This window comes from Lysinibacillus phoenicis (assembly GCF_047238325.1).
GTDB lineage: Bacteria > Bacillota > Bacilli > Bacillales_A > Planococcaceae > Lysinibacillus > Lysinibacillus irui.
On sequence record NZ_JBDFMP010000002.1, the window covers coordinates 3,998,633 to 4,023,958 of the forward strand.

20 protein-coding genes and 1 other annotated feature are annotated in these 25,326 nt (G+C 38.1%); of the genes, 10 read left to right on the forward strand and 10 right to left on the reverse strand.

Going from position 1 to position 25,326, the window contains the following annotated elements:
• Positions 1–151 precede the first annotated feature (151 nt).
• The gene (locus ABC382_RS21520) at positions 152–1,237 is read left to right on the forward strand and encodes a bifunctional 3-deoxy-7-phosphoheptulonate synthase/chorismate mutase (RefSeq protein ID WP_412927085.1); all 1,086 of its coding nucleotides are present in this window, start codon (positions 152–154) and stop codon (positions 1,235–1,237) included.
• Between the two features lie 173 nt (positions 1,238–1,410).
• The gene (ccpA, locus tag ABC382_RS21525; RefSeq protein WP_274794111.1) at positions 1,411–2,415 is read left to right on the forward strand and encodes a catabolite control protein A; all 1,005 of its coding nucleotides are present in this window, start codon (positions 1,411–1,413) and stop codon (positions 2,413–2,415) included.
• Positions 2,416–2,552: 137 nt separating this feature from the next.
• On the opposite strand, the gene ABC382_RS21530 is transcribed toward ccpA, so the two are convergent.
• Genes ABC382_RS21530 through ABC382_RS21540 form a run of 3 tightly spaced genes read right to left on the reverse strand, consistent with a single transcriptional unit; the run spans position 2,553 to position 5,017 of the window.
• On the reverse strand, positions 2,553–3,713 hold the full coding sequence (locus tag ABC382_RS21530; protein ID WP_274794110.1) for an acetoin utilization protein AcuC: 1,161 nt from the start codon (positions 3,711–3,713) through the stop codon (positions 2,553–2,555).
• Positions 3,713–4,360, reverse strand: a complete 648-nt coding sequence (locus ABC382_RS21535) for an acetoin utilization AcuB family protein (protein ID WP_274794109.1) — start codon at positions 4,358–4,360, stop codon at positions 3,713–3,715. The genes ABC382_RS21530 and ABC382_RS21535 overlap by 1 nt, the downstream gene beginning before the upstream one ends.
• Before the next feature lie 24 nt (positions 4,361–4,384).
• The gene (locus ABC382_RS21540; protein ID WP_274794108.1) at positions 4,385–5,017 is read right to left on the reverse strand and encodes a GNAT family N-acetyltransferase; all 633 of its coding nucleotides are present in this window, start codon (positions 5,015–5,017) and stop codon (positions 4,385–4,387) included.
• Between the two features lie 323 nt (positions 5,018–5,340).
• On the opposite strand from ABC382_RS21540, the gene acsA reads away from it, so the two are divergent.
• The 5 genes from acsA (at position 5,341) to argD (ending at position 11,565) form a co-directional block, all read left to right on the forward strand.
• Positions 5,341–7,068: an acetate--CoA ligase gene (gene acsA, locus ABC382_RS21545; RefSeq protein WP_396631754.1), complete on the forward strand. Its 1,728-nt coding sequence runs from the start codon at positions 5,341–5,343 to the stop codon at positions 7,066–7,068.
• Between the two features lie 238 nt (positions 7,069–7,306).
• Positions 7,307–8,341, forward strand: coding sequence for an N-acetyl-gamma-glutamyl-phosphate reductase (gene argC, locus ABC382_RS21550; RefSeq protein WP_322611798.1), 1,035 nt, complete (start codon positions 7,307–7,309; stop codon positions 8,339–8,341).
• A 39-nt stretch (positions 8,342–8,380) separates the two neighbouring features.
• Positions 8,381–9,613, forward strand: coding sequence for a bifunctional glutamate N-acetyltransferase/amino-acid acetyltransferase ArgJ (argJ, locus tag ABC382_RS21555; RefSeq protein WP_322611799.1), 1,233 nt, complete (start codon positions 8,381–8,383; stop codon positions 9,611–9,613).
• Positions 9,576–10,361, forward strand: a complete 786-nt coding sequence (gene argB, locus ABC382_RS21560; RefSeq protein ID WP_322611800.1) for an acetylglutamate kinase — start codon at positions 9,576–9,578, stop codon at positions 10,359–10,361. Before argJ ends, argB begins: the two co-directional genes overlap by 38 nt.
• 73 nt (positions 10,362–10,434) lie before the next feature.
• Positions 10,435–11,565, forward strand: coding sequence for an acetylornithine transaminase (argD, locus tag ABC382_RS21565; RefSeq protein ID WP_322611801.1), 1,131 nt, complete (start codon positions 10,435–10,437; stop codon positions 11,563–11,565).
• Between the two features lie 47 nt (positions 11,566–11,612).
• Here argD and ABC382_RS21570 read toward each other — a convergent pair whose 3' ends face one another.
• Complete coding sequence (locus ABC382_RS21570; protein WP_322611802.1) at positions 11,613–12,494, reverse strand: NAD-dependent epimerase/dehydratase family protein; 882 nt, start codon at positions 12,492–12,494, stop codon at positions 11,613–11,615.
• 153 nt (positions 12,495–12,647) lie between these two features.
• Entirely contained in the window at positions 12,648–15,689 is a 3,042-nt protein-coding gene (locus tag ABC382_RS21575; RefSeq protein ID WP_322611803.1) for a transglycosylase domain-containing protein, read from the reverse strand.
• Positions 15,690–15,791: 102 nt separating this feature from the next.
• Positions 15,792–16,000, forward strand: a binding site (T-box leader).
• Positions 16,001–16,084: 84 nt separating this feature from the next.
• On the opposite strand from ABC382_RS21575, the gene tyrS reads away from it, so the two are divergent.
• Positions 16,085–17,353 carry a tyrosine--tRNA ligase gene (gene tyrS / locus ABC382_RS21580; protein WP_322611804.1) on the forward strand — a complete coding sequence of 423 codons (1,269 nt, stop codon included), beginning with the start codon at positions 16,085–16,087 and terminating at the stop codon, positions 17,351–17,353.
• A gap of 54 nt (positions 17,354–17,407) precedes the next feature.
• Here tyrS and ABC382_RS21585 read toward each other — a convergent pair whose 3' ends face one another.
• A complete protein-coding gene (locus tag ABC382_RS21585) occupies positions 17,408–18,211 on the reverse strand; it encodes a cobalamin-binding protein (protein WP_322611805.1) in 804 nt (267 codons plus the stop codon).
• A 121-nt stretch (positions 18,212–18,332) separates the two neighbouring features.
• The gene (locus ABC382_RS21590; RefSeq protein ID WP_274794099.1) at positions 18,333–19,538 is read right to left on the reverse strand and encodes an iron-containing alcohol dehydrogenase; all 1,206 of its coding nucleotides are present in this window, start codon (positions 19,536–19,538) and stop codon (positions 18,333–18,335) included.
• 826 nt (positions 19,539–20,364) lie between these two features.
• Between ABC382_RS21590 and ABC382_RS21595 the strand changes: the two genes are divergently transcribed.
• Positions 20,365–20,646, forward strand: a complete 282-nt coding sequence (locus ABC382_RS21595) for a hypothetical protein (RefSeq protein ID WP_312506609.1) — start codon at positions 20,365–20,367, stop codon at positions 20,644–20,646.
• A gap of 182 nt (positions 20,647–20,828) precedes the next feature.
• Here the strand turns inward: ABC382_RS21595 and rpsD are convergent, their stop codons facing one another.
• Entirely contained in the window at positions 20,829–21,431 is a 603-nt protein-coding gene (gene rpsD / locus ABC382_RS21600; RefSeq protein ID WP_274794097.1) for a 30S ribosomal protein S4, read from the reverse strand.
• Positions 21,432–21,904: 473 nt separating this feature from the next.
• On the opposite strand from rpsD, the gene ABC382_RS21605 reads away from it, so the two are divergent.
• Positions 21,905–23,788, forward strand: a complete 1,884-nt coding sequence (locus ABC382_RS21605) for a sensor domain-containing diguanylate cyclase (protein WP_274794096.1) — start codon at positions 21,905–21,907, stop codon at positions 23,786–23,788.
• An 84-nt stretch (positions 23,789–23,872) separates the two neighbouring features.
• On the opposite strand, the gene ABC382_RS21610 is transcribed toward ABC382_RS21605, so the two are convergent.
• Together ABC382_RS21610 and hisJ are read right to left on the reverse strand one after the other, a co-directional pair.
• Positions 23,873–24,352, reverse strand: coding sequence for a GAF domain-containing protein (locus ABC382_RS21610; RefSeq protein ID WP_274794095.1), 480 nt, complete (start codon positions 24,350–24,352; stop codon positions 23,873–23,875).
• A 24-nt stretch (positions 24,353–24,376) separates the two neighbouring features.
• Entirely contained in the window at positions 24,377–25,171 is a 795-nt protein-coding gene (hisJ, locus tag ABC382_RS21615) for a histidinol-phosphatase HisJ (RefSeq protein WP_274794094.1), read from the reverse strand.
• Positions 25,172–25,326: the final 155 nt, after the last annotated feature.

The window sequence follows — 25,326 nt, forward strand, 5'->3', positions numbered from 1 at the left end:
TACTTGAAAAATAATTTAGCGAGTTGAAGCGCTAAATTAAAAATGCGTGACATTCTGAACAACATTGATTATAATAATGCTATTATCTAAAAATGTAACATACATTTCAGAGTTCTGGAAGTGTCTGTCATGAGGAGAGGAGCAAGAAAGCATGAGCCAAAAAGATTTAGAAAGCTTACGAAGTCAAATTGACGGATTAAACTTAGAAATTCTTCGTCTAATTAACGAACGTGCAGCTGTAGTTGATGAAATCGGTAAAATTAAAGAAAAGCAAGGTGTGAATCGCTATGATCCATTACGTGAAAGACACATGCTTGATCTTATTAAAGAACACAATCAAGGTCCGTTAAACCAAATGACGGTTGACTATATATTTAAGCAAATCTTTAAAACAGCTTTAAAACAATTAGAAGCTGATAAGAAGAAAGAGCTACTTGTATCTCGTAAAAAGAAATCAGAAGATACAGTTATTAATATCAATGGTGAATTAATTGGACAAGGGAAACCATCTTTCGTATTTGGTCCTTGTGCAGTTGAGTCATATGAGCAAGTAGCAGCTGTTGCAGTTTCTATTAAAGCAAAAGGAGAAAAGTTAATTCGTGGTGGTGCTTATAAACCACGTACTTCTCCATATGACTTCCAAGGACTTGGATTAGAAGGACTTAAAATTTTAAAACGTGTATCTGAGGAATTTGGTTTAGGTGTTATTACAGAAATAGTAACACCAGGTCATTTAGAGGAAGCACTAGATTATATCGATGTTATCCAAATCGGTGCACGTAATATGCAAAACTTTGAATTATTAAAAGCAGCAGGGGCGACAAATAAGCCTGTCCTATTAAAACGAGGCTTAGCTGCCACAATTGATGAATTTATACATGCAGCGGAGTACATCATGTCAAAAGGAAATGAAAACATTATTCTTTGTGAACGTGGTATTCGTACTTATGAAAAAGCAACGCGTAATACACTAGATATTTCAGCCGTGCCAATCTTAAAACAAGAAACGCATTTACCAGTATTCGTAGATGTTACACACTCAACAGGTCGTCGTGATTTATTATTACCATGTGCAAAAGCAGCTATCGCGATTGGCGCTGATGGTGTTATGGCAGAAGTGCATCCAGATCCATCTGTTGCATTGTCTGATTCACAGCAACAAATGGACATTCCAACATTTGACGCATTCTATGAAACACTTCAAAAATTCATGAAAAATCATGAAATCCATGCTTAATTGTTAACGGTGAACACCGCTTGCTTATTTTAGCAGGCGGTGTTTGTTATATCGTGACAAATTAATGTCTAGAATAGGACTATTAGTACTTGGTTTTTACGTAGTTCTTCTTGAAAATAATATGAAAATTATCGTATGATAAGGCTATAATAGGAAAAAGGGAGGCACGTACGATGACTGTTACAATTTATGATGTTGCAAGAGAAGCAAATGTTTCTATGGCAACGGTCTCTCGTGTAGTCAATGGCAATCAAAACGTAAAACCGGCAACACGAAAAAAAGTATTAGAAGTAATTGAACGATTAGAATACCGTCCGAATGCAGTAGCACGAGGACTAGCAAGTAAGAAAACAACAACAGTTGGCGTGATTATCCCAGATATTGCAAACAATGTTTACGCCGAGCTGGCTCGTGGTGTAGAGGATATTGCCACGATGTATCGATATAATATTATTTTAGCCAACTCGGATCAACATGAAGATAAAGAGCTACAGCTTCTGGATACTATGCTTGGGAAACAGGTAGATGGTATTGTGATGATGAGTGATGAGGTCACAGAGAAAATGCAACAAACGATGGATCATTCTCCAGTACCAATTGTTTTAGCAGGGTCAGTGGATGAATCACAAACAATCGCAACGGTGAATATTGACTACTTCCAAGCTGCATATGAAGCGATTTCTCTACTTATTCAAAATGGACATACACGTATTGGTTTCGTGACAGGACCACTCTCTTATACAATTAACGGAAAATTCAAGCTAGCAGCTTATAAGAAAGCATTAGAGGATGCTGGCTTACCAATAGATGAGGCATTAATTGCCGCAGAAGAGTCTAGTTATGACATGGGCTTAGAAGCTTGGGACATCCTATCTGGACTCGAACATCCGCCAACTGCTTATTTTGCAGGCAGTGATGAGCTAGCAATCGGCTTAATTCATGGCGCGCAAGATGCTGGTAAAATTGTTCCAGAAGATATAGAAGTGATTAGTTTTGAGAACTCGAAACTAGCTCGAATGGTTCGTCCACAGTTAACAAGTGTCGCGCTGCCACTTTACGATATTGGAGCTGTTGCCATGCGTTTGCTTACTAAATTGATGAGCAAGGAGACTGTCGAGGATGAGGCAGTCATTTTACCGCATCGTATTGAGCATCGTCAATCTGTCAAAAGCAAATAGAATGAGAACACGTAAATCCTACAAGGTTTGCGTGTTTTTTTATGATAGAAAGAACAATGAAAATGTCGAAACTACGCATTAAACAAAACTAATGAACTAAGATAAAAAAGCCTCACGCTTATCGTGAGGCAATAATGTTAATCTCGTTTTTCATTTCGAATAATATGTAGCGCCTTGGCTAACATTTGAGCATTCTTTTCTTCTATTTCAGCTTTTCGAGGGATGGGCTCATATAAAGGAATTGGGTCCTCCCACGTTGGAATAAAAGGTACGGGTGCTTCAGGCTGCCAGCGATCAAGCCATGCTTGTGGGAGCGGCCCCGTTGGACATTTTTGGTCAGTCATTTCCAACCATAGCATCGACCAAGCTCGAGGTACTACTCTCCAAATATCATAGCCACCGCCACCAACAGCAATCCATTTTCCATCACAATATTCATGTGCTAATTGATGAGCAAGCTTTGGGATTTCACGATAAATATTCATCGTTCCATGTAAATGGGTTAAGGGATCAAAGTAATGGGCATCAGCACCATTTTGGGTTAAGACAACATCAGGCTTAAAAAATTCAAAGATCTCTCGCATCGATTGTTCATATATATCTAAGAAACTTTCATCCTCTGTAAAAGCATCCATGGGAAAATTAAACGAGGTCCCGTAACCCTGACCATTGCCACGCTCGGTGATGTTTCCTGTTCCAGGGAAAAGGTATCGACCCGTTTCGTGAATAGACAAAGTACAAACATTGGGATCCTCATAAAAACTCCATTGAACACCATCTCCATGATGAGCATCTGTGTCTACATAAAGTACACGTGCATTATACTTTTCCTGCAAATAGCGAATTGCTACCGTGCTATCGTTGTAAATACAAAATCCGGAAGCTCGACCACGAAAGCCATGATGTAAACCTCCACCAAGGTTGAGGGCATGGCCAGCTTTCCCTTCCATTACATAATCAACTGCTGTTAACGTTCCACCAACGAGCTGCGCACTGGCTTCATGCATATTTTCAAAAATGGGTGTATCTTCCGTGCCGATACCATAGCTTTCACATTGAGCTTCCGATAATTCACCATGTCCTGCTTTTTTTACAATGTCTATATATTTTGGATCATGTGCTAGCAATAACTCTTCATCTGTTGCAACACGAGCAGGTACAATATCTAGATCATCGAGAGCATGTATATTTTTTAATAAATCCATTGTTAGCGTCAAACGTTTATGATTAAAAGGGTGGGTATCTGAAAATTTATATCCGAGTTGTTCTGGCGAGTAAACGAATACAGCCTTTTTCATTATAATGAAACACCTGGTAAATTAGGCCAAAGTACATCAAAGCCTTCTTTACGAAGTTCTTCAATCATAGCTAAAGGATTCAGTGTTTTTACTCGGACACTTAAAATTTTATTTTGTGTATTTTCAGAGTCAGGATAAACTAAGACGCTTTGGACATTGGCATGGTGTCGATGAAATATCTTTGTAATTTCAAATAAAACCCCTGGTGTATCGGATACCCGAATCTCAATTTTTGAGCCGGGCTCCGTAGCACCAGTTAGCTCTATATATGTATAGAGTAAATCGGTTGTCGTCACAATCCCTACTAATTTTCCCCCAGTAACAATAGGTAAACAACCTATTTTGGATTCATAAAATGTAAGGGCAACCTCTTCGACAAAATCTAGTGGATGACCAATAAGTGGGTCCTTCACCATAATGTCCTCTACTTTTGCCTTAAAAACAGGAGAGTTAGGCTCATCCTGTAAAGATGATGGCAAGACTTCTTTAATATCTCGTTCCGTAATCACACCTAATACGTGACGTTCCTCATCTACAACTGGTAAATGACGAACTTTTTTTTCACGCATTAGCTTTAATGCTTCTTGTACAGTATTGGTAGGAGCTAATGTGTAAGGCTCATCATTCATAATCTCTTCTACGATCATATACGCATCCCCTTTGTGTTGGTTTTAATACATGAAACGATTTTTAAAACGAAGCCTATCAAATCTTTCCATTGTCTCAGGAGGCACTCGTTTCCCTTCACGTGCCATAAGGCAATTGGCTGGATGTGATGTAATTTCGGGATCATCCGTGGCAAAATATTCGAAGCCGACAGAGCTCATCATTTTCTCCATCATTTTGCGGTAGTCCCAAACATTTAAACCAGTTCCTTTTAAGTCCCAATGCCAATAATACTCGGTAGTAATCACAAGATAGTCTTCCATTTCATCACCCATAAATGAAACGGCTAGCAAAGCCTTCCCTGCACCAGTACCCCGATAGTCTGGAATGACTTCAATGGCGCCTAATTCAATCATGTCTTCAATTCGATCTTCTGCCCATCGTTCAAGTGGATCAGGATAAAGATAGGTAACATAGCCTACGATAATATCTTCGTTTCGAATAATAATAATTCGGCCCTCTGGAAGTCCTGCAATCTCTATGATGGCTTGTTGCTGCTGTTTTGGAGGTCTGAAGGCAACCAAGCCTTCATGGAATGAATATGTAGCTAATTTTTCTGGAGGTACAGGTCCTTCCACATACACCGTACCATGCTTTGTTTCCTTTGTGACAGAAAAAAAAGTTTTTTTATGTTCCATAATTACACCACCTGAGTTTAATAATTCCATTATAGCTGATTTCTTGCGGAAAAACGCTTATTTTTGCAAAATATACCTGTATTTTTGGAAAAGTGAAAATATTAAGACAATCTATTGAAATTCGTGTAAAATAGAATTATATTGCTTCTGTTATTTAACAGATAAAAGTAGTGTGATTAGGGATTTTATCATTATTATGACGTTAATCTGTTATATAACAATAGCTGCATATTCATTTTGCTTTTGTCATAATTTTTTATATTTCAACAGGGGGATTGTTGGAAATATAGTCAAAAGCAAAAGCAAAGAAAGGGGTAGTTTTCATGGGGATGAAAATGAAGGAGAAGTTAAGGGCTTTACCTGGTCAGCATTATTTAATGAATTATGAGGAAGTGGCAAAATCACACAACTGGGCTAACACCGAAAAAGCATTTAACTGGTTCGAAACAGGATTAGTAAATATGGCGTATGAGGCTATAGATCGCCATACAGAAACACATCGTAAAAATAAGGTAGCGCTTTATTTTAATGATGGTAAACGAAAAGAAGCATATTCTTTTAATGAAATGAAAAGGTTAACAAACAAGGCAGCAAATGTTTTTAAAACAGCTACTAATTTGCAAAAAGGTGATCGCTTATTTATTTTTATGCCACGTTCACCTGAGCTTTACTTTTCAATATTAGGTGCGCTGAAAATGGGTGTTATTGTAGGCCCTTTGTTTGAAGCTTTTATGGAAGGTGCTGTATATGATCGGCTAGCAGATAGTGAGGCGAAAGTATTAGTCACTACACCAGCATTACTTGAACGTGTACCTTTAGACAAATTACCTAAATTGGAGCATGTCTTTTTAGTCGGTGAGGAAATAGAGGAATCAGCTCAAATTCTTGACTTTAATAAACATTTAAAAGAAGCTTCGGCCATTTTTGATATCGTATGGGTTGACAGAGAAGATGGGATGATTCTTCACTATACCTCTGGCTCAACTGGCGCACCAAAGGGTGTATTGCATGTCCATAATGCTATGATTCAACAATTTCAATCAACACAATGGGTACTAGATTTACGTGAAGATGATATTTATTGGTGTACAGCTGATCCTGGATGGGTGACAGGGACAGCCTATGGTATTTTTGGTCCTTGGTTAAACGGTGTCACGATGCTAATTGTAGGTGGAAGATTTTCTCCACAGGCATGGTATCAAGCCATTGAGGATTATAGTGTAACAGTATGGTATAGTGCACCAACTGCATTTCGTATGCTGATGGGTGCAGGTAGTGGCTTGCTTGAAAGGTATGATCTTACTTCTTTACGCCATGTATTATCAGTTGGGGAACCATTGAATCCCGAAGTTATTCGTTGGGGAATGGAGGAATTAGGACATCGTATACATGACACATGGTGGATGACAGAGACAGGAGCTCATATGATTTGCAACTATCCTTCGATGGATATTAAGCCAGGTTCAATGGGAAAACCTCTTCCTGGTATTCATGCAACGATTGTCGATGACGCTGGCAATGAAGTACCACCTTTTACAATGGGAAATCTAGCTATTCGACGGGGATGGCCAGCCATGATGCGCCAAATTTGGGGTAATCCAGAACGCTATGAATCTTATTTCTTAAAAGGAGAATGGTATGTATCTGGAGATTCTGCATTTATGGATGATGATGGTTACTTCTGGTTCCAAGGTCGAGTGGATGATGTTATCATGACTGCTGGAGAGCGTGTTGGGCCATTTGAAGTAGAAAGCAAACTACTTGAGCATCCAGATATCATCGAAGCAGGTGTGATCGGGAAACCTGATCCAGTACGTGGAGAAATCATTAAGGCCTTTGTATCCTTACGAGAAGGAGTAGAGCCTTCTACTGCAATGATTGAAGATATTCGTGAATTTGTGAAGAAAGGTTTGTCGGCTCATGCAGCCCCACGAGAAATCGAATTTAAGGATAAATTGCCTAAAACACGTAGTGGGAAAATTATGCGTCGTGTGTTAAAAGCGTGGGAGTTAAATTTGCCAACTGGTGACTTATCGACAATGGAAGACTAATGAGGTGTCCTAAGACAATAATTGATATTTATACAGTATTTGCATAAAAGGAAGGCAAGAATTCATTTAATGGACGAAAGGATTCTTGCCTTCTTTTTTATGAATTGACAATGCTACAAAAGCTTTAGAAAATTGAAATATCCTAAGAAGAAAAAAACATCTAAATAAATAAAAATTCAGTTGACTTAATATTTATGCAATCGTATACTATTTTTAACTTATTTCAGAGGTGAGTGCATTGAAAGTAGGTATTGTGGGAGCAACTGGATATGGTGGGTTAGAGCTTATTCGGTTTTTACATAATCATCCAGCTGTTGATCGAATTGAATTATTTACTTCTTCGGAAGAGGGAGTTCTTTTTTCTTCAAAATTTGGTCATCTTGTTACGATAGTCGATACACCGTTAAAAAAAATAGCTTATGACGCGTTAGAAAAATTTGATGTTGTCTTTACTAGTACACCCTCAGGCGTGACAAGTGAGCTTTTACCGCCTTTGGTTGGCAAAGGACCAAAATTAATAGATTTGTCTGGCGATTTCAGATTAAAAGATTTAGCAAGTTATGAAGCATGGTATGGCAAAAAGGCTGCGCCAGCTAATAGTGTTCAGCAAAGTGTATATGGTTTAACCGAATGGAATACAGAACGTATACGGCAAGCAACACTTATTGCTAATCCGGGTTGTTACCCTACAGCCGTATTACTATCTTTACTGCCACTCATCAAAGAGCGATTAATTGATCCAAGCTTTTTAGTCATTGATGCTAAGAGTGGAATTTCAGGAGCCGGTAATAAGCCGTCACAAACGACCCATTTCAGTGAGGCGAATGAGAACCTTTCTATTTACAAAGTTAATACACATCAGCATATACCCGAAATAGAACAGGCACTTTCCATGTTTGCTCATGTCGATACGACCATTACTTTTAATACACATTTAATTCCAATGACACGAGGAATTTTGGCAACATCCTATGCTTCTGTTATGCCTGGTATTACGGAGGCCCAGCTAATTGCTTGTTTAAAGACAGCCTATGAAAAACATCCATTTTTACGAATTGTGACGGATGCTAATAGTTTAGGAACAAATCGCGTAAAGGGATCGAACTATTGCGATATTTTAGTAAATGTAGATGCTCGTACAAATCGGGCAACCATCGTCAGTGTCATCGATAATCTTGTCAAAGGAGCAGCAGGGCAAGCAATCCAAAATATGAATGTACAATTTGATTTACCGCAAACGACAGGATTAGATGTCGTACCGTTCTTTATTTAATAGCAAGGAAGAATCTTAATTTCTAAGGAGGAATGAAGGATGACAGTTACTACTTCAACGACTGTAATGAAAAAATTATCCAGTAAAAATATTGTTTCACCAAAAGGCTTTAAAGCGGCGGGACTACACTGTGGTTTGAAGCATAAGAAAAAGGATTTAGCGCTGTTAGTAAGTGAAGTACCAGCAAGTGTAGCAGGTGTTTTTACCACAAATGCTGTTCAAGCAGCACCATTAAAAGTGACAAAGGAAGTTGTTTATACAACGAAGAAAATGCAAGCGATGATTGTTAATTCTGGTAACGCAAATGCTTGTACTGGAAAACAAGGTATAAAGGATGCTCAAACGATGCAAGCGCTAGCTGCAGAAAAATTAGGGATTTCATCGAACTTGGTAGGAGTTTGCTCTACAGGTGTTATTGGTGAAATGCTGAAACTGGAGCCTGTAGCTAACGGCATCCAACAATTAGAGCCAAAGGACAATTTAGAATGTGCCATTGACTTTGCTCAGGCTATTTTGACGACAGATACTGTTATGAAAAATACGTGCTATAGCACCATTGTAGATGGTAAGGAGGTCATTATTGCTGGTGTTGCAAAGGGTTCAGGTATGATTGAACCAAATATGGCAACAATGCTAGGTTTTATTACAACAGATGCCAATATTGAATCTGAAGTATTACAAGCAGCTTTATCAACTATTACTAATTTAACATTTAACGCCATTACAGTTGATGGGGATACATCAACCAACGACACAGTGGTTGTATTAGCTAATGGCTTAGCAGAAAATAATCCTCTATCACCAGAGCATCCAGATTGGCAAAACTTCTATTACACATTGAAAACAGTAGCTGAAGATTTGGCAAAAATGATTGCAAAAGATGGAGAGGGAGCTACGAAGCTTATTGAAGTGGAAGTTGTTGGGGCCATTTCAGATGAGGAGGCACGTAAAATTGCTAAAACTGTTGTCGGTTCACCACTTGTGAAAACTGCTGTCTTTGGCTGTGATGCTAACTGGGGACGTATTATTGCTGCGGTTGGTTATAGTGGGGCAACGGTTGACCCAGATAAAATTACTATTCAAATCGGTGGTGCAACAATGGTTGAAAATGGAGAGCCTATTCCTTTTTCTGAAGACGAGCTAATTCAAATATTAAAAATGCATGAAGTAAAAATCTATGTGTCCCTTGGGGTTGGTGACGGCAAGGGGCATGCTTGGGGATGTGACTTAACGTATGACTACGTCCAAATCAATGCATCGTACCGCTCGTAAACGTATGGTGATCAAGCTTGGAGGCAGTACGCTGGAGGGGTTAAATGAAGCTTTCTTTGACAACTTTAAAAAACTTCGAGAAAGCGGAGTAGAGCTTATTATTACCCATGGTGGTGGTCCAGCCATTAACCGAGAACTTACTGCTCAAGGCATATCATCGCATTCATTAAATGGAATACGCGTCACAAATGAGGCTGCAATGAAGGTTGTACAATCAACTCTAATAGGTCAGGTAAATCCAGCCTTAGTTCATGAATTAACAAATGCAGGTATCGCAGCTGTTGGATTAAACGGCTTTGATGGTCAGATAATGGTCGCTGATTTTTTAGATCAAGATGTTTATGGCTATGTTGGAGCAATCAAAACGGTTAATGCAGCCTTACTTGAAACTTTTCTGGATATAGGAATTGTGCCTGTTATTGCTTGTGTAGGAGCTACTGATTCAGGCCAGGCTCTTAATATTAATGGTGATACAGTAGCAAGTGACATAGCGTTAGCAGTAGGAGCAGATAGTTTATTATTAGTAACGGATGTGAGTGGTATTCGTATTCATCATGAATATCAAACAATCGCTACACCTTCTCTCATCGACCAATGGATAGAACAAGGCCATATAAATGGTGGGATGATTCCAAAAGTACAAGGAGCTATCGACTGTTTACACGCTGGTATACCATCTGTACAAATAGTGGATGAAGCATTAATCGGTACAACGATTGTCGCTTCAATTAAAATTCAATCTTCCTAGTGTTCTAATAAAATATTACCAGAAGTATAGTTGTTAAAAGAAAACTATTTCAAATGATAGTGGAGATGATAACATGAGTGCTTTATTCGGGAACTACGGTAAACGTCGTGCACAAATTGTCAAAGGACAGGGGACCGTTGTTGAAGATTCTGCAGGCAAACAATATTTAGATTTTACAAGTGGCATTGCTGTAGCAAGTCTTGGTCATGCCCATCCGGCCATTGTGCAGGCATTACAAGAGCAAAGTGAAAAGCTATGGCATATATCGAACCTTTTTGAAATACCTGGACAGGAGAAGGTAGCGCAAAAATTAATCGCCAATACCCACTTCGCTCATGCTTTTTTCTGTAATAGTGGGGCAGAGGCAAATGAAGCGGCCATCAAATTAGCACGGAAACATACAGGAAAACATCATATTGTTACGTTCGAAAAATCCTTCCATGGTCGTACCTTTGGAGCAATGTCTGCAACAGGTCAAGGCAAAATACATAATGGCTTTGGACCACTTGTAGAAAAATTTACGATTTTGCCATTCAATGATGTGGCTGCACTTGAAGCTGCCATTGATGATTCGGTGGCTGCTATTATGCTAGAGATGATTCAAGGAGAGGGCGGTGTCAATTGTGTATCAGCAGAATTCGCTGCAGCTATTGCAAAAGCCTGCGCTGACAAAGGAATACTTCTAATTGTTGATGAAGTACAAACTGGTATTGGGCGAACAGGGACTCGCTATGCCTATGAACAAACTATATTAAAGCCACATATTATGACATTGGCAAAAGGGTTAGGAGGCGGTTTCCCTGTAGGTGCCATGTTAGGGACTACCGAGCTTCATGCTACATTTAGTCCTGGAACACATGGTACAACATTTGGTGGAAACCCTCTTGCAATGAATGTAGCACAGGCTATTTTAGATCATGTTTTCGAGCCAGTATTTCTTCAGCAGGTACAGGAAGCATCAGCCTATTTTGTGGCACAACTAAAAGCTCATTTACCTTCTAGCTATACAATTCAAGGACAGGGCCTACTGTTAGGAATTGGTTGTGGTGACATAGAGGTAGCGTCCTATATTGCAGCAGCAGAGGAGAAGGGGCTTTTGTTAGTCGGAGCGGGACCGAATGTCATTCGTCTCCTACCACCATTAACTGTATCGAAGGAAGAGATTGACAAAGCAGTTGCTATTTTAAAGACCATTTTACATTAATCTAATGACAAAGAATCTGCTAGATGACAGCAGATTCTTTGTATTGTTTATTGGAGCTGTTTTACTAATGTTATCACCAGTTTTGGTAGCCAATCTTCAAGCTGGCTAAATGTAAATCCTGCTGTCTCTGCTTTTGCATTCGACATATACCAATCGGCAGGTACCCCATATGGTGATCGTGATGTTTCATCACCGCCAACAAGCGATATTTTTGCATGTTTACCACTCACTTCTTCAATAAGCGTTATTAAATCTTTGAGCGATATAGTACCAGATGCTGTCGCATTGTATGGACCTTCAATAGGGGTAACGCCAGCAAAATATAAAAATGCAGCGGCTTCCTCATCAGTAATATAACTCATCTTAGCATCAATGTTCGGTAATGTGATCGGTTGATTCTGTAAAATACGTTCGATATGAAAATGTAGACGGCGCGTATAATCATGTTCACCCATAACAATTGGAAAGCGGACGGCAACAACAGGGAACGAAGCCTCTTTAAATAGAACAGCCTCTGCTTGTCGTTTTCCTTCCCCATAAGAAAATTCCTCTTTGTGTCCCATGCGAATTTGATAATGATATGGATCGAAGTCTTCTTCCTTCTTCATCTTGCCATCTATTTCATAGGTTGAAAGAGTAGATGTAAAGACGAGCTTTTGGGTTTTTCCCTTCAATAAATCGCAAATTACTTGTGCTTCATTAGGAGAATAGCAAATATTATCATAGACAATATCCCACTTTTTATCAGATAAGACTTGTGCTAAAGCTTCCTGATCATTTCGATTTGCTACTAACTGCTTAACATTGGGACCAAAGGGATTACCACTTTGACCGCGTGTTAAAATCGTTACATCATGACCATTTTCAATACAAAGTTCCACTAGCTTTTTACCAAAAAAGCGTGTCCCGCCTAAAACTAATATATTCATTTTCTTCCACCCCTTTAAAATAGTAGTCCTCTTTATAATGACAAAAAAACAGACTTACTACAAATCAAAAATGAAGTGTAATAAGTCTGTTTATGTTGAAATAGCTGAACGCTATCAAAAATCCTGTCTCATAATAACAAGACGCCGACTTGATTATCGTTTTGATGTTTCGGTAGGAGTCGTATTGCCACTGTCTCCTCCGTTTGTGCCATCTCCAGGATGACCTGAGCCACCATCGCCACCAGAACCATTGCCGCTATTTGAGCCGTTACCATTGTTGTCAGAACCATCGCCATTAGTTGATCCATTACCATTGTTCCCGGAGCCATTGCCGTTATTTGAACCGTTTCCGTTATTACCCGACCCATTACCGTTGTTGGAGCCATTGCCATTAGTAGGTGGCGTTGTTGGTGGTATTTGCTCTTGATCGTTGTTTTCCTCTGGGTCAGGTTTATCCTCACTACCTCCAGTAGAAACAACATTAGATTGTGGTGATGTTAATCCTGTAATATCTACAGCGACCACCACATAAGCTTGTCCACTAGCAACAGTAATACTTTGCGTTGACTCTAACACAGATGTTACAAGTGTGTTACCACCGTTCGTAACGTTATAGATACGATAACCGACAACATCGTTTGATGACCCTGACCAAGATAAAGTAGAACCATTTACTGAAGCTGATACCGCTGCTGGAGGACTACCATCCGCTGGGAAATCAACTGCTGATACCGATGAATTTGATAATGTTGAATTTTTTGGTAAAAGACTAGCAGGGTTTCCGCCAAGTCTACCTAACATTCGTTTAATAAAGGCTTGATTAATGCCTGCACCACCTGATTTAACAAATTCTGCTGGTGTATTTGGTAGAGCATTATAGGTTTTTCCTTTAATCGTCACAACACTTGAAGAGGCTAAGCTATCATCTGGTTGTGATGGTAAAAATACTTTCGCATTAAATAAATCAGAACGCACAAGACCCGCATTCGCACAAGCCGTAGAAGGAGCCATACCTGAAATACCACAGAATGAAGCAGTGACAACATTTTTAGGTGCCTTAAAGCTTGTAGGAGGATCAATTAACTGAGGATCCGCATCATAAACGGCATTCATTAAAGTTCCCCATAGTTTATTCACACGAACACTTGGTTGTAAATACGTGTTATTAAATACATTAAGTGGACGAGGTTGATCGTATCCCATCCAAACACCTAGAGAAACATTTGGGTTATAACCAACTAACCAAACATCTTTATAATCTTGAGATGTCCCTGTTTTTGCAGCGAAATCAGAAGAAAATTTTAATGTATTACGTGCCATCGTACCAGTTCCTTTAGTTAGGACATCACGCATCATATCTGTCACGATATAAGACGTTTCTGGACTAAATACTTGTACTGGTTCCACCTCATGCTGGTAAATAATATTTCCTTCTTGATCTTCGATTCGATCAATCATATAGGCGTCGACGAATTGACCACCATTTGCAAAAGTTGCAAAAGCATTTGTATTTTCTTCTACAGTAGTCCCTTCACTTAAAGCACCAATACCAGTTGCTAGGTTAGTGAAGTCATCTGGGTGTAATTTTGTGAATCCCATTTTTACTAACAGTTCAGCGGGGCGTCTATTAATAATATCATTATATAAACGTAACGCCGATATGTTTTGAGAGTCTGCTAAAGCTTCACGTGCAGGAATAAGTCCTCGCTCATCACTCGTAATATAGTTGCTTGGGCTCCATTTACCAATAGAGAATTTCACGTCAACTAATGGGCTACCTGCACCGATAACCCCGTATTCTATGGCTGGACCATAAACAAGTAGTGGTTTCATCGTCGAACCGTTAGAACGATAAGCTTGTGTTGCGTGGTTTACCTGAGTTGTTTTAAAATCTCGACCTCCGACAAAGCTTAAAATACGACCTGTTGAGTTTTCTATTAAAATACTTCCTACTTGAACGGGCATCTCAATATCAATTTCTTCACCCGTTACAGGGTCTTTCCCTTTACCTGTGTACGTATGGCCATAATACTGGAAGTCTTTCGCTGCTTTTTGCATCGAATCATACATATCTTTATTAATCGTTGAATAAATACGATATCCCTTCGAACGAACATCTCGATCTGCTAAAATCGTATATTTATCCTTTATTTTTTTCTCTGTCTTTAATCGTTCTGGGTCAACCCCATCTTCTTTTGCTAGTTTTTCAGCAATAATTTCTTTTGCACGAGCTTCAAGTTCATATGTTAGCCATGGATATCGATCCTCGGCACGCATTTCAGGTCCTCGGAAATCTGCAGCGATATCATAGTCTAACGCTTCTTTATACTGTGCATCGTCAATATAACCAGCTTCTTTCATACGATATAGTACTGTTTTCATACGATCAATACCTGGTTTTAAAGCTTCCTCACTTTTTAGCTCCCCAGTATTCGTAAATGGTGTATAGGCAAATGGGGCCTGTGGAATACCAGCTATGTACGCAGCTTGTGGAAGTGACAATTCTTTCGCTTTTACTCCAAAAATTCCTTCAGCAGCTGTTTCAACACCTGCGATATTTCGTCCTGAAGAGTTACGACCATACGGAATAATATTTAAATAAGCCTCTAATATTTCTTCCTTCGTCATAAAATGTTCTAAGCGCATAGCAAGTAAAATTTCTTTTGCTTTACGTTCATAGGATACTTCATTTGTTAATACTTGGTTTTTTATAAGTTGTTGAGTAAGGGTAGATCCACCAGTTTGTGTTGCAGAGTTTGTGACATCCTGTAATAACCCACGAATAACAGCTTTTGGTACGATGCCGTTATGTTCACGGAAATACTCATCCTCTGTTGCGAGAACAGCGTTAACTACATCTGGGGCAACATTGCTGAGTGAGGTTTCACGTCGATCTAAATCTGTTCGTAATTTCCCGATATAAATATCGTTGGCAAAATAAATTTCACTGGTTTCTTCATAGCTAAAAATCTGATTTCGTAATTCTTCTTTAGAGCGCAATGGCTCTTCTTTTACAAGAGAAGCAAAATAACCAGCTCCTACTGAACCGACAAATACAGTGCCAAGCAATGCAAAGACTAAAAATAGTAAAAATAAGTTCCAGGTAACACTACCTGAAATACGTAATTTCTTCATCCATTTTTGTTCTAGTAATTCATCGATCTTTGCATTGATTTTTTCAATCCAATCTTTCAATGTATCGACCTCCTAAAATCTTGTTTATTATAGCACATATTGTTTTAGAGCGAACATAGTTATTGACAATGAAAAAGATTCGTATAGAATTATATTTATAGTTTTCTAGTGAGGAAGAGTTTGCAGTAGTGTTTATATTCCCTGTTTAGAGAGCCAGTGGTTGGTGAAAACTGGTCATAATGTAGAGACGAATTACGTACTTGGAGCTTAGACGTGCGCGCCTGCGATAAAGGCGATTGAATGAAGTGGAAGGTGGATGACATCTTCAAGCCGGGTGGTACCGCGTTAGTTTGCAACTTAACGTCCCTGCATGCAATTGTTTGCGTGTAGGGACTTTTTTTATCGAATAATGTCCATGCACGTAATGAATTTCAACCATTTTAGGAGGAATCAACATGACAAATGAATTATTACAAGATTTAGAATGGCGTGGTTTACTATACCAACAAACAGATGCTGAAGGCATGGCAAAACTGTTAGATGAACAATCTGTATCTTTATATTGTGGTGTAGATCCAACTGCTGACTCTATGCATATTGGCCATATTGTGCCACTTTTAACACTTCGTCGCTTCCAAAAGGCTGGTCACCGTCCAATTTTACTTGTTGGTGGTGCGACAGGAATGATTGGTGACCCATCTGGCCGTTCAGAAGAGCGTCAATTACAAACAGTTGAGCAAATCGATCAAAATGTCCAAGGGATCAGAAGCCAATTAGAACGTATTTTTGATTTTGCTGAAGATGGCAATGGTGCACAGCTTGTGAACAATCGTGATTGGATTGGCAATATCAACACAATTGAATTTTTACGTGATTACGGAAAATTAATTAACGTGAACTACATGTTAGCGAAAGATACAATTGCTTCTCGTCTTGACACAGGAATTTCTTTCACAGAATTTGCGTATACGTTAATTCAAGGTATTGATTATAACCATTTATACAATCACTACAATTGCCGAATCCAAGTAGGTGGATCTGACCAGTGGGGGAATATTACTACAGGTTTAGAGGTTATTCGTAAAACACATGAGGAAGAAACAAAAGCCTTCGGTATTACGATTCCTTTAGTAACAAAAGCAGATGGTACAAAATTTGGTAAAACAGCAGGTGGTGCTGTATGGTTAGATGCCAAGAAAACATCTCCTTATGAATTCTACCAATTTTGGATCAATGCTGCGGATGCAGATGTAATCAAATACTTAAAAATCTTTACATTCCTATCTCGTGAAGAAATTGAATCTTTAGCAGTTTCAGTAGAGGAAGAGCCACATTTACGTAAGGCACAAAAAGCACTTGCCGAAGAAATGACTCGTTTAATTCATGGTCAAGAGGCATTGGAACAAGCCATCCGTATTACGGCAGCTTTATTCTCAGGAGATTTAAAAGCACTATCGGCCGATGAAATGAAGGATGCTTTTAAAGATGTTCCTTCTATTGAAATGGCGAAAGAGGACAAAAATATTGTGGACCTTCTTGTAGAGGCAGGTATTTCATCTTCAAAACGTCAAGCACGTGAGGACGTATCGAATGGTGCGATTAGTGTGAATGGTGAAAAAGTGACTGATTTAGAGTACGTTTTTGAGGCGAAGGATCGTCTAGAGGATGCATTCAGTATTGTCCGTCGTGGTAAGAAAAAATATCATATGGTGAAATTCGTATAATTTTATTGTCTAAAACAACATCCCTGTAAATAGAGGGGATGTTGTTTTTTCTTCCTATAAAAAACTTGGATGTTCTATATGCTCATATTCTTGAGGGTGTAGCATTTTAGCAAGCTTTATAGCTCCTTCAATAAGACGAGGAGATGGGCGACAATAAAGCCATTCTTCCATCACATGAAGACGTTCCATTTGAATGGCATGTAGCTCTTGGGCATGTGGACGTTTTAATAAAATGGCTGGTTGTATCCGTTCAAAAGCTACACCTACCCAAGCCATCATAATGTAGTCGGGATTTCGCTTAATGATATCAGCCCAATTTGTTTGAACACTGGCTAACTCTACATCTTGGAATAGATTGACTCCTCCAGCAATTGCACTAATTTCTGTTAGCCAATTTATTTTTCCAGGTGTAAAAATAGGGTTAGGCCACCATTCCCAATAGACGCTAGGTTTCTTGGCAATCGTTTGTGCAATAGAGCGCATCTCTTTAATCGATTGTAAGTATTCATCCATGATTACTTTGGCGCGTTTTTCTACATCACAGGCTCTCCCAAGGGTCAGTAGATCCTGTGCGATTTCCTCTAATGAGTTGGCATTAAAAACAATATGAGGGATATTTCTTTTTTGTAATTCCTCGATATTTTTTTCCATACCAGGCACACTTAAGGAAGCAAGGACAAGATCGGGTGCTAATGCCTCTAAAGCGTCCATATGAATTGATAAATCTGGGCCAAGTTGTGGTAAATCTTTTACAGTTGATGGCCAATCGGAGAAATCATCCACTCCAACAAGCTGGTCAGTCAGTCCTAAATAGGCGACGAGCTCTGTATTGCTAGGACAAATTGAAATTAATCGCATAACGGTCTCCTATTCTTTTTAAGAAAAGTATAACGAGAGTTTTTAGTGTAGACAATATCATGTATGCCAAAGTCATAAAAAAAGGTGGAGAAAACAATGTTTCTCCACCTTGATTCCCTCATTAAGAAAGTGCGATTGCTTCGAGGGACTCCTCTTTTTTCGCTACAGGCCCCATTGCATTTGTGATGATTTGTTTAATATCCTCTAATGTTGCTTTACGAGGATTTGTCTCAGCACAAACATCTAACATTGCATTTTTAGCCAAGATTTCAATATCTTCATCTTTTGCCCCTAATTCACGGAAGCCGCTAGGAATATTTAAATCTTTTGATAGTTTTTCGATGGCTGTAATTGCTTTTTCAGCAGCATCACGTTTACTTAAACCATCCACGTTTTCACCTAATAACTCAGCAATACGAGCAAATCGCTCAGTACGTGCAGTTACATTGAAGCGGCAAACATGTGGCAATAAAATAGCATTACATACACCATGAGGTAGATTGTAGTAACCGCCTAACTGATGAGCAATTGCATGGACATACCCAAGTGAAGCGTTATTGAAGGCCATACCAGCTAAAAATTGAGCATAAACCATTTGCTCACGTGCTTCTAAGTCGCCACCATTTGCATAGGCACGAGGAAGGTATTCAGGGATAAGTTGAAGTACCTTTTCTGCACAAGCATCCGTAATTGGGGTTGCATTTGTCGAAACAAATGATTCAATAGCATGTGTTAGTGCATCAACCCCAGTAGCTGCTGTTAGTGCAGGAGGTAAACCAATCATTAATTCAGGATCATTAATGGAAAGTAACGGTGTCACATGTTTATCAACAATGGCCATTTTTACTTTTCTTGCTGTATCCGTAATAATAGTGAAACGAGTCATTTCACTAGCAGTACCAGCAGTTGTATTAATCGCAATTAATGGCACAAGTGGATTTTGTGATTGATCAACGCCTTCATAATCGTGAATGCGTCCACCATTCGAAGCAATAAGTCCGATACCTTTTGCTGCATCGTGAGCGCTACCTCCTCCAAGAGAAACGATTGAATCACAGCTTTCTGCATGATACACTGCAACGCCCTCTTCAATGTTTTGATCTGTTGGATTTGGTTCTGCTTTAGGGAAAATTGCTACATCAATTCCAGCAGCTGTAATGATATTTGCAATTTGTTCAGAGAGACCTAATTTGTGCAAGCCCTCATCTGTTACGATTAATGTCTTTTTCACTTCTAAATCATTTAAGCGTTTACCAACTTCTTGAATTGCTCCAGGTCCAAATAAGTTTGTTTTCGGCATAACAAATTGCTTTAGAACGTCTGACATATTTCCAACCCCTTTTTAAAAATTATTATTGCTTGAATGATGGTGTACCACCTTTCGGAATTCATCGTATTCTATTTTTTGTAAAAGTTCAACTCGTATTTTTATTAAAATTGTTAATTTTATTCATGTTATTATTTTACAAAAAAGTTAACTGGTTTATAGAGTATGTTGGATGTGTTTTGTATAAGAATATTGAAATTGATATGGTTCATAAATATTTTACTATAAAAATAAAATATATTTTTTGGAAAACGGTTCTATTTTAGGAGTTGTTAGAATAGTAAATAACTGATATTTGTTTTTATTATAATGGTAGTGAAAATGTTATTTTGGAAAGGTGTAATACTATTTTAAAGTACATAAAGCTGTCACGTTTTGTGGTGATACTACAAATTGGAGAAAAATAATATTTGTTTAAGCTTATACAGCTATATAGTGAAAATATAATTGTTTTTAACAGAGTTAATTGAAATTTTGCTGAATAATATTTCAGTGAAAACATTTTCGATGAATGGGTGAGGTTAAGTATATGTCATTTAGGTGCACTAGCTTTAACATGTTGGTATTCTTTCCAAGGAATAGCCTAACATCTTGCTCTGCATCCAAACACCTTGGCCCATACACTTTCAATTCTTCATCATAAAGAAGGTCCATTGTAAGTGAGGGCTAAAAGATACATAATTATTTTTATAGCAATCGTGCTTGTATGTGGTTGGCTGGGTGTTTTGGTAGACAGATTTATTCCAGGGCAACCTAAGGGAGACACTTCATAATCAGTGTACTTCCGGTTAACAGGTGGTTATTTGCGATAGTAGGGATTGTCACGATGATTTTCTGGACAGTTATGTACACAGAGATTTATCTGCTAACGAAAAGTATTTGGCCAATCGTTCTTATGCATACGACAGAAGATGCACTTGTCAATCCACACATTTTTGAAGGATATATTCAAGTTGCACAAGGGAAGGAATTTCTTGTTTCCCCAACAGCAGGGATCATAACAACATTCCTTTATCTAATAGTTGGACTGCTTCTGAGAATAAAACGAAAAAAACAACTAATGAGAAGAACTTCTCAATCAACTTTAATAACTATTATGGATCATTAAAAAGGGTTATGGATTTTTTGAGGCGAAGTATTGTGCAAAAGCAAGGTGAATGGGTAGCTGAAAAATACAATAGTGCTGGTTTATCAGTCATGTACAAACAACTTTTAATTGAATAACGAAAAAACCCCTGAAACAAATCGTTTCGGGGGTTTATAAAATCGTTGATTGACAAATCAAAAAGATTAACGAGAGTAGTACTCTACGATGAATGCTTCGTTGATTTCAGCTGATAATTCAGAGCGCTCTGGAAGGCGAGTGAATGTACCTTCTTTTTTGTCAGCATCAAATGTTACGTAGTCAGGTACGAAGTTGTTTACTTCGATTGCTTCTGTAACAACAGCAAGGTTTTGAGATTTTTCACGAAGAGAAATCGTTTGACCTGGTTTTACGCTGTATGATGGGATATCAACGCGTTTGCCATCTACTAAGATGTGACCGTGGTTAACTAATTGACGAGCTCCACGACGAGTACGAGCTAAACCTAAACGGTAAACTAAGTTGTCAAGGCGAGTTTCAAGAAGGATCATGAAGTTTTCACCGTGAACACCTTTCATTTTACCAGCGCGGTCAAATAGAGTACGGAATTGACGTTCGTTCATACCATACATATGACGAAGTTTTTGCTTCTCTTGAAGTTGTAAACCGTATTCTGATAATTTTTTACGTTGGTTTGGACCGTGTTGACCTGGTGCGTAAGGGCGTTTTTCGATTTCTTTACCTGTACCGCTTAGTGAGATACCAAGACGACGTGATAATTTCCAAGATGGACCTGTATAACGAGACATATTGTTGTCTCCTCCTTTAAATTTGGTTTTTTTGTTGTAAAACAAAAACCAGTAGTACCCATTCTTATGCGCATTTTATTTTCATGTATTTTCGCCTATGCAGCCGTTAGGTTACGCAATACACCATCTAATTTTCAACTGTTGAGAATCTAAGTAGTCGTACATAAGAAAATAGAGGAATAAAATACAGTCATAAGCTTATACCACTGCTGCGTTTATTTTACACAACCTCCATTGTAACTGTTTAGGACAAGGACGTCAATTATTAACATTTAAAATTTTACTAACAAAAAAATATAGTAGGAAATTCCTCACTAACGATTTTAAATGAAATGGAAATAGTTAATGATGCGCTGTGTAATGTAAATTGTAAAAGTAAGGGAGAATTACATAGTCAAAATGACACAAATTATGTATAATATATTATAAGTTAATAGTAATTGATTTGGACGTTATATAGAAAAGGTGATTTCATGACAGACCATTTACAAATGCTAAAATATATAAAATCTGATGTTTTGAGCTTTTGGGTGAGTTCGAATGAAGAACAAACTAGTTATAATGGGTATTTTTATTCATTAAAACAGTGTCTAAAGAAGCACTTGAAAATTGATAATGCTGCTTTTCTCAGTTTTGAGGGTAATTCTTTAATCCCTATTGAGGAGATGGCTTCATTAACAATTGAAACAAAGCTAAATGCTGTGTCATGGCTGATGATCGAAGCTAGTTTTTACCAACAAAAAGTAGTGGAAATTCCTTATATATTAAAAGCACGGCAGGCCTATTCAAAGATGACAGATATGGTGCTTTTTCAAGTAGAGGGCAAACATCCCATTGGTGTATTACTTGTCGAGGCGACAGAGACTTGGACAGACTTCATGACCTCGGAATACGGTGAAGAATGTATTGAAATACTTTCAAAGGTTCTTCAAATGATAAGAGATAATTTTGATGTAAAAATAAACGAAGATCAATATAGAAAACTATATAACATGACTGATTTATTTCATTCAACAATGGATATTGATTTAATTTTAGAAAACGTTTTAAAAAATATAAGGGATAATTTCCCGGATTTTAATGTTGAGCTTATTTTATCGAATGATCAAGACCGACACACGACTATCGATATTAAGCTTTTTGATTATTTATCAGAAAGGCCTGCTACAATCGAAGCATTTGTATCAGGAGAGTTGACGACAGAGCTAGCGAGTGATTTAAATTGTCGATTGCTTAATGCACCTATAAAAGGCAGGCAAGCCATCTATGGTATTTTGCAAGTAAGTGCTCCCACTACGTATCTATTTTCAACGACTGAAAAGGATTTTGTACGGATGCTCGCGCAGGCGTCAGGGAATGCACTTGAAAATGCAAAATTATATCATCAATCGCATCGCCTCGTAAGTGACTTACAACTCATCAATGAAACTTCACATCGTTTAAATATGAGGATTGACATTCATGAAATGTTATTATTCCTACAAAAGCAATTACTAAAATCTTTTCAACCAATGGAAGTTTGTTTCGCTTTTAAAAAAAATGATACATTTGAGGTAACGGGTGCGAGTACCTCGTTGTTTAGTTCGGAAGAGGGTAGAACGTATATCAAACATGTTGAAAAACATTTTACTCAAACGAATGACCCGTTGTTTATAGCCGATTTCAGTCGTTTAACTCCTCGTCAAATTGAGTATCGATCAATTATGGCGATTCCTATTTTAATGGAAGAAAAGATTAATGGTTTTAGTATTGTCTTACATAAAGAGCCATATTTCTTTTCATTCGACAGTTTTAAATTAATGCAATCGTTAATTCACCACTCATCTTTAGCCATTGCGAACTCTATTTTACGCACACAGCTTCAGGAAATGGTCGATTTGGATCACCTCACGAAACTTTATGCTAGAAGTTACCTTGATCAATTTGTAGAAAAATCACTTGAATACGATCAGTCCGGTATGTTTTTGTTAATTGATATTGATAATTTCAAGCGCATCAATGATACGTATGGTCACCAGGTGGGGGATAAAATTCTTGTGCAGATTGCAGTCCAATTGAGAGAAACTATTGGTAGTCGTGGAATTTGTGCAAGGTGGGGCGGAGAAGAAATGTCCGTTTATGTACCAAATATTAACGAGAAGGAAGCTTTAGAATTGGCATCAACTATTGTGGAGATCATCCCCAGTGCCACAGATCCTCAAGTAACTATTTCTGCGGGTCTCATAACATGGGATGAACGAGACCGACCAGCATTCCAATCTGTTTTCTTACATGCTGATACTGCCTTGTATGAAGCGAAAAATAGTGGGAAAAATCGCTTTTGCATTCATGATGGTTCTTATCAAACAAATCTATAAAGTTGATAAAGTAAAATGTAAATGGTTATAATAAAGTTTACCCTGAAATGACAATTTAAAACATTTCAGGGTAATTTTTGATATTTATAGATGAAGAAGTAGGGTTTGGACAAATTGCTCTAAGCCATCGCGGTCTTCCGCTGAAAAACGATTCACGATAGGACTATCAATATCAAGAACACCAATGACTTCGCCTTGCTTGATCAGTGGTATTACAATTTCTGATTGTGAGGCAGCATCACAGGCAATATGGCCAGGAAAATCATGGACATCTTTAACAACGATTGTTTCTCTTGTTGCTACAGCCGTTCCACAAACCCCACGACCAATCGGAATTCTAACACAGGCAGGAAGACCTTGGAATGGCCCAAGCACAAGCTCATTTTCCTGTAACACATAAAAGCCAACCCAGTTAATGTTTGTTAAAAACTGATTTAAAAGTGCAGAGGCATTACTTAAATTGGCTATCTGATTAGTTTCACCAGTTAGTAGTGCATCCAATTGTTTTGATAATGTAAGATATTGGTCAGTAATTGATCCTTCATAATTAATTTGTGTAAACATATAAGCACCTCGTTTAAAATTTATTTATATTGGTAATATAACATTATGATGTTGATGTAAATCTTCGGCGCAATGTGCATCCGAACCAAATACATAGGGTAGTCCAATAGCTTGACTATAGTTGATAAAGGCAAATGGTGGATAAGGTTCCTGACAATATTGTTTACTTAAACCTGCACTATTTACATCTAGTTCATAGCCTTCACACTTCATGCTGTCTAATACTTCTTTGATTCTTGGAGCATCATCGATATTTTCGTTATGTGCCAGCTGGAATTTATGAATAAGTGATGGATGTCCAATCCGTTTTGGCTTGAATGGGCCGAGGTCAGCCATAATCGATTGTAAGACAGTATCATAATATAAATCATAAACCCGTTCAACAGAGCCAACTTTTTTTGAAAAATCCATAAAGCATTCCGGAGAAAAGTCGATACATACAAAGGAATCTTGCCATTTTAAAAAGTGGACTGATAAAATGGCATCATCTAAAAAATGTCCATATGTATTAAGGAACTCACGAGTTTCTTGTTCAAAGCCAGGGATATAATCAACTTCTAGCCCAATTCGGATGCGAATATCTTGTGCATATTGTTTTTGTAGTCTCTGCAATTCCTCAATGTATGGCATGAGATCATTTGGCTTCATCCCACTATCTTTTTGCGGAGTAGGATCGACAAAATTGTTGGGTAATGGGGCGTGTTCTGTAAATGTTATATCTGTGAATCGGTGAGAAATTGCTTTTTCAATATATTGCACGAAAGTGTCCGAACTGCCATGTGGACAAAAAGGACTATGTATATGCCCATCACGTTTCATAATTTACCACTCCTTTAGCTCTATAGATACGCTATTTATATATTTCACAATAGCGAAAATACAGTTTTCTGAAAAACACTTAAATTTTAGTACAAAAGGCGAAAACATAGTATATAATAAATACAACTAGCCAATTCGTTTATTGTAGAATAGGA

Bases quoted from the DNA above. Each gene is read 5' to 3' on its own strand.
- ABC382_RS21530 (WP_274794110.1), bottom strand. From the start codon at position 3,713: ATGAAAAAGGCTGTATTCGTTTACTCGCCAGAACAACTCGGATATAAA.
- rpsD (WP_274794097.1), bottom strand. From the start codon at position 21,431: ATGTCTCGTTATACAGGTCCATCTTGGAAATTATCACGTCGTCTTGGT.
- ABC382_RS21585 (WP_322611805.1), bottom strand. From the start codon at position 18,211: ATGCGATTAATTTCAATTTGTCCTAGCAATACAGAGCTCGTCGCCTAT.
- ABC382_RS21535 (WP_274794109.1), bottom strand. From the start codon at position 4,360: ATGATCGTAGAAGAGATTATGAATGATGAGCCTTACACATTAGCTCCT.
- argB (WP_322611800.1), top strand. From the start codon at position 9,576: ATGACTACGTCCAAATCAATGCATCGTACCGCTCGTAAACGTATGGTG.
- argJ (WP_322611799.1), top strand. From the start codon at position 8,381: ATGACAGTTACTACTTCAACGACTGTAATGAAAAAATTATCCAGTAAA.
- ABC382_RS21610 (WP_274794095.1), bottom strand. From the start codon at position 24,352: ATGTTTACACAAATTAATTATGAAGGATCAATTACTGACCAATATCTT.
- ABC382_RS21520 (WP_412927085.1), top strand. From the start codon at position 152: ATGAGCCAAAAAGATTTAGAAAGCTTACGAAGTCAAATTGACGGATTA.
- ABC382_RS21595 (WP_312506609.1), top strand. From the start codon at position 20,365: ATGATTTTCTGGACAGTTATGTACACAGAGATTTATCTGCTAACGAAA.
- ABC382_RS21605 (WP_274794096.1), top strand. From the start codon at position 21,905: ATGACAGACCATTTACAAATGCTAAAATATATAAAATCTGATGTTTTG.
- tyrS (WP_322611804.1), top strand. From the start codon at position 16,085: ATGACAAATGAATTATTACAAGATTTAGAATGGCGTGGTTTACTATAC.
- ABC382_RS21570 (WP_322611802.1), bottom strand. From the start codon at position 12,494: ATGAATATATTAGTTTTAGGCGGGACACGCTTTTTTGGTAAAAAGCTA.
- hisJ (WP_274794094.1), bottom strand. From the start codon at position 25,171: ATGAAACGTGATGGGCATATACATAGTCCTTTTTGTCCACATGGCAGT.
- ccpA (WP_274794111.1), top strand. From the start codon at position 1,411: ATGACTGTTACAATTTATGATGTTGCAAGAGAAGCAAATGTTTCTATG.
- acsA (WP_396631754.1), top strand. From the start codon at position 5,341: ATGGGGATGAAAATGAAGGAGAAGTTAAGGGCTTTACCTGGTCAGCAT.
- argD (WP_322611801.1), top strand. From the start codon at position 10,435: ATGAGTGCTTTATTCGGGAACTACGGTAAACGTCGTGCACAAATTGTC.
- ABC382_RS21590 (WP_274794099.1), bottom strand. From the start codon at position 19,538: ATGTCAGACGTTCTAAAGCAATTTGTTATGCCGAAAACAAACTTATTT.
- ABC382_RS21540 (WP_274794108.1), bottom strand. From the start codon at position 5,017: ATGGAACATAAAAAAACTTTTTTTTCTGTCACAAAGGAAACAAAGCAT.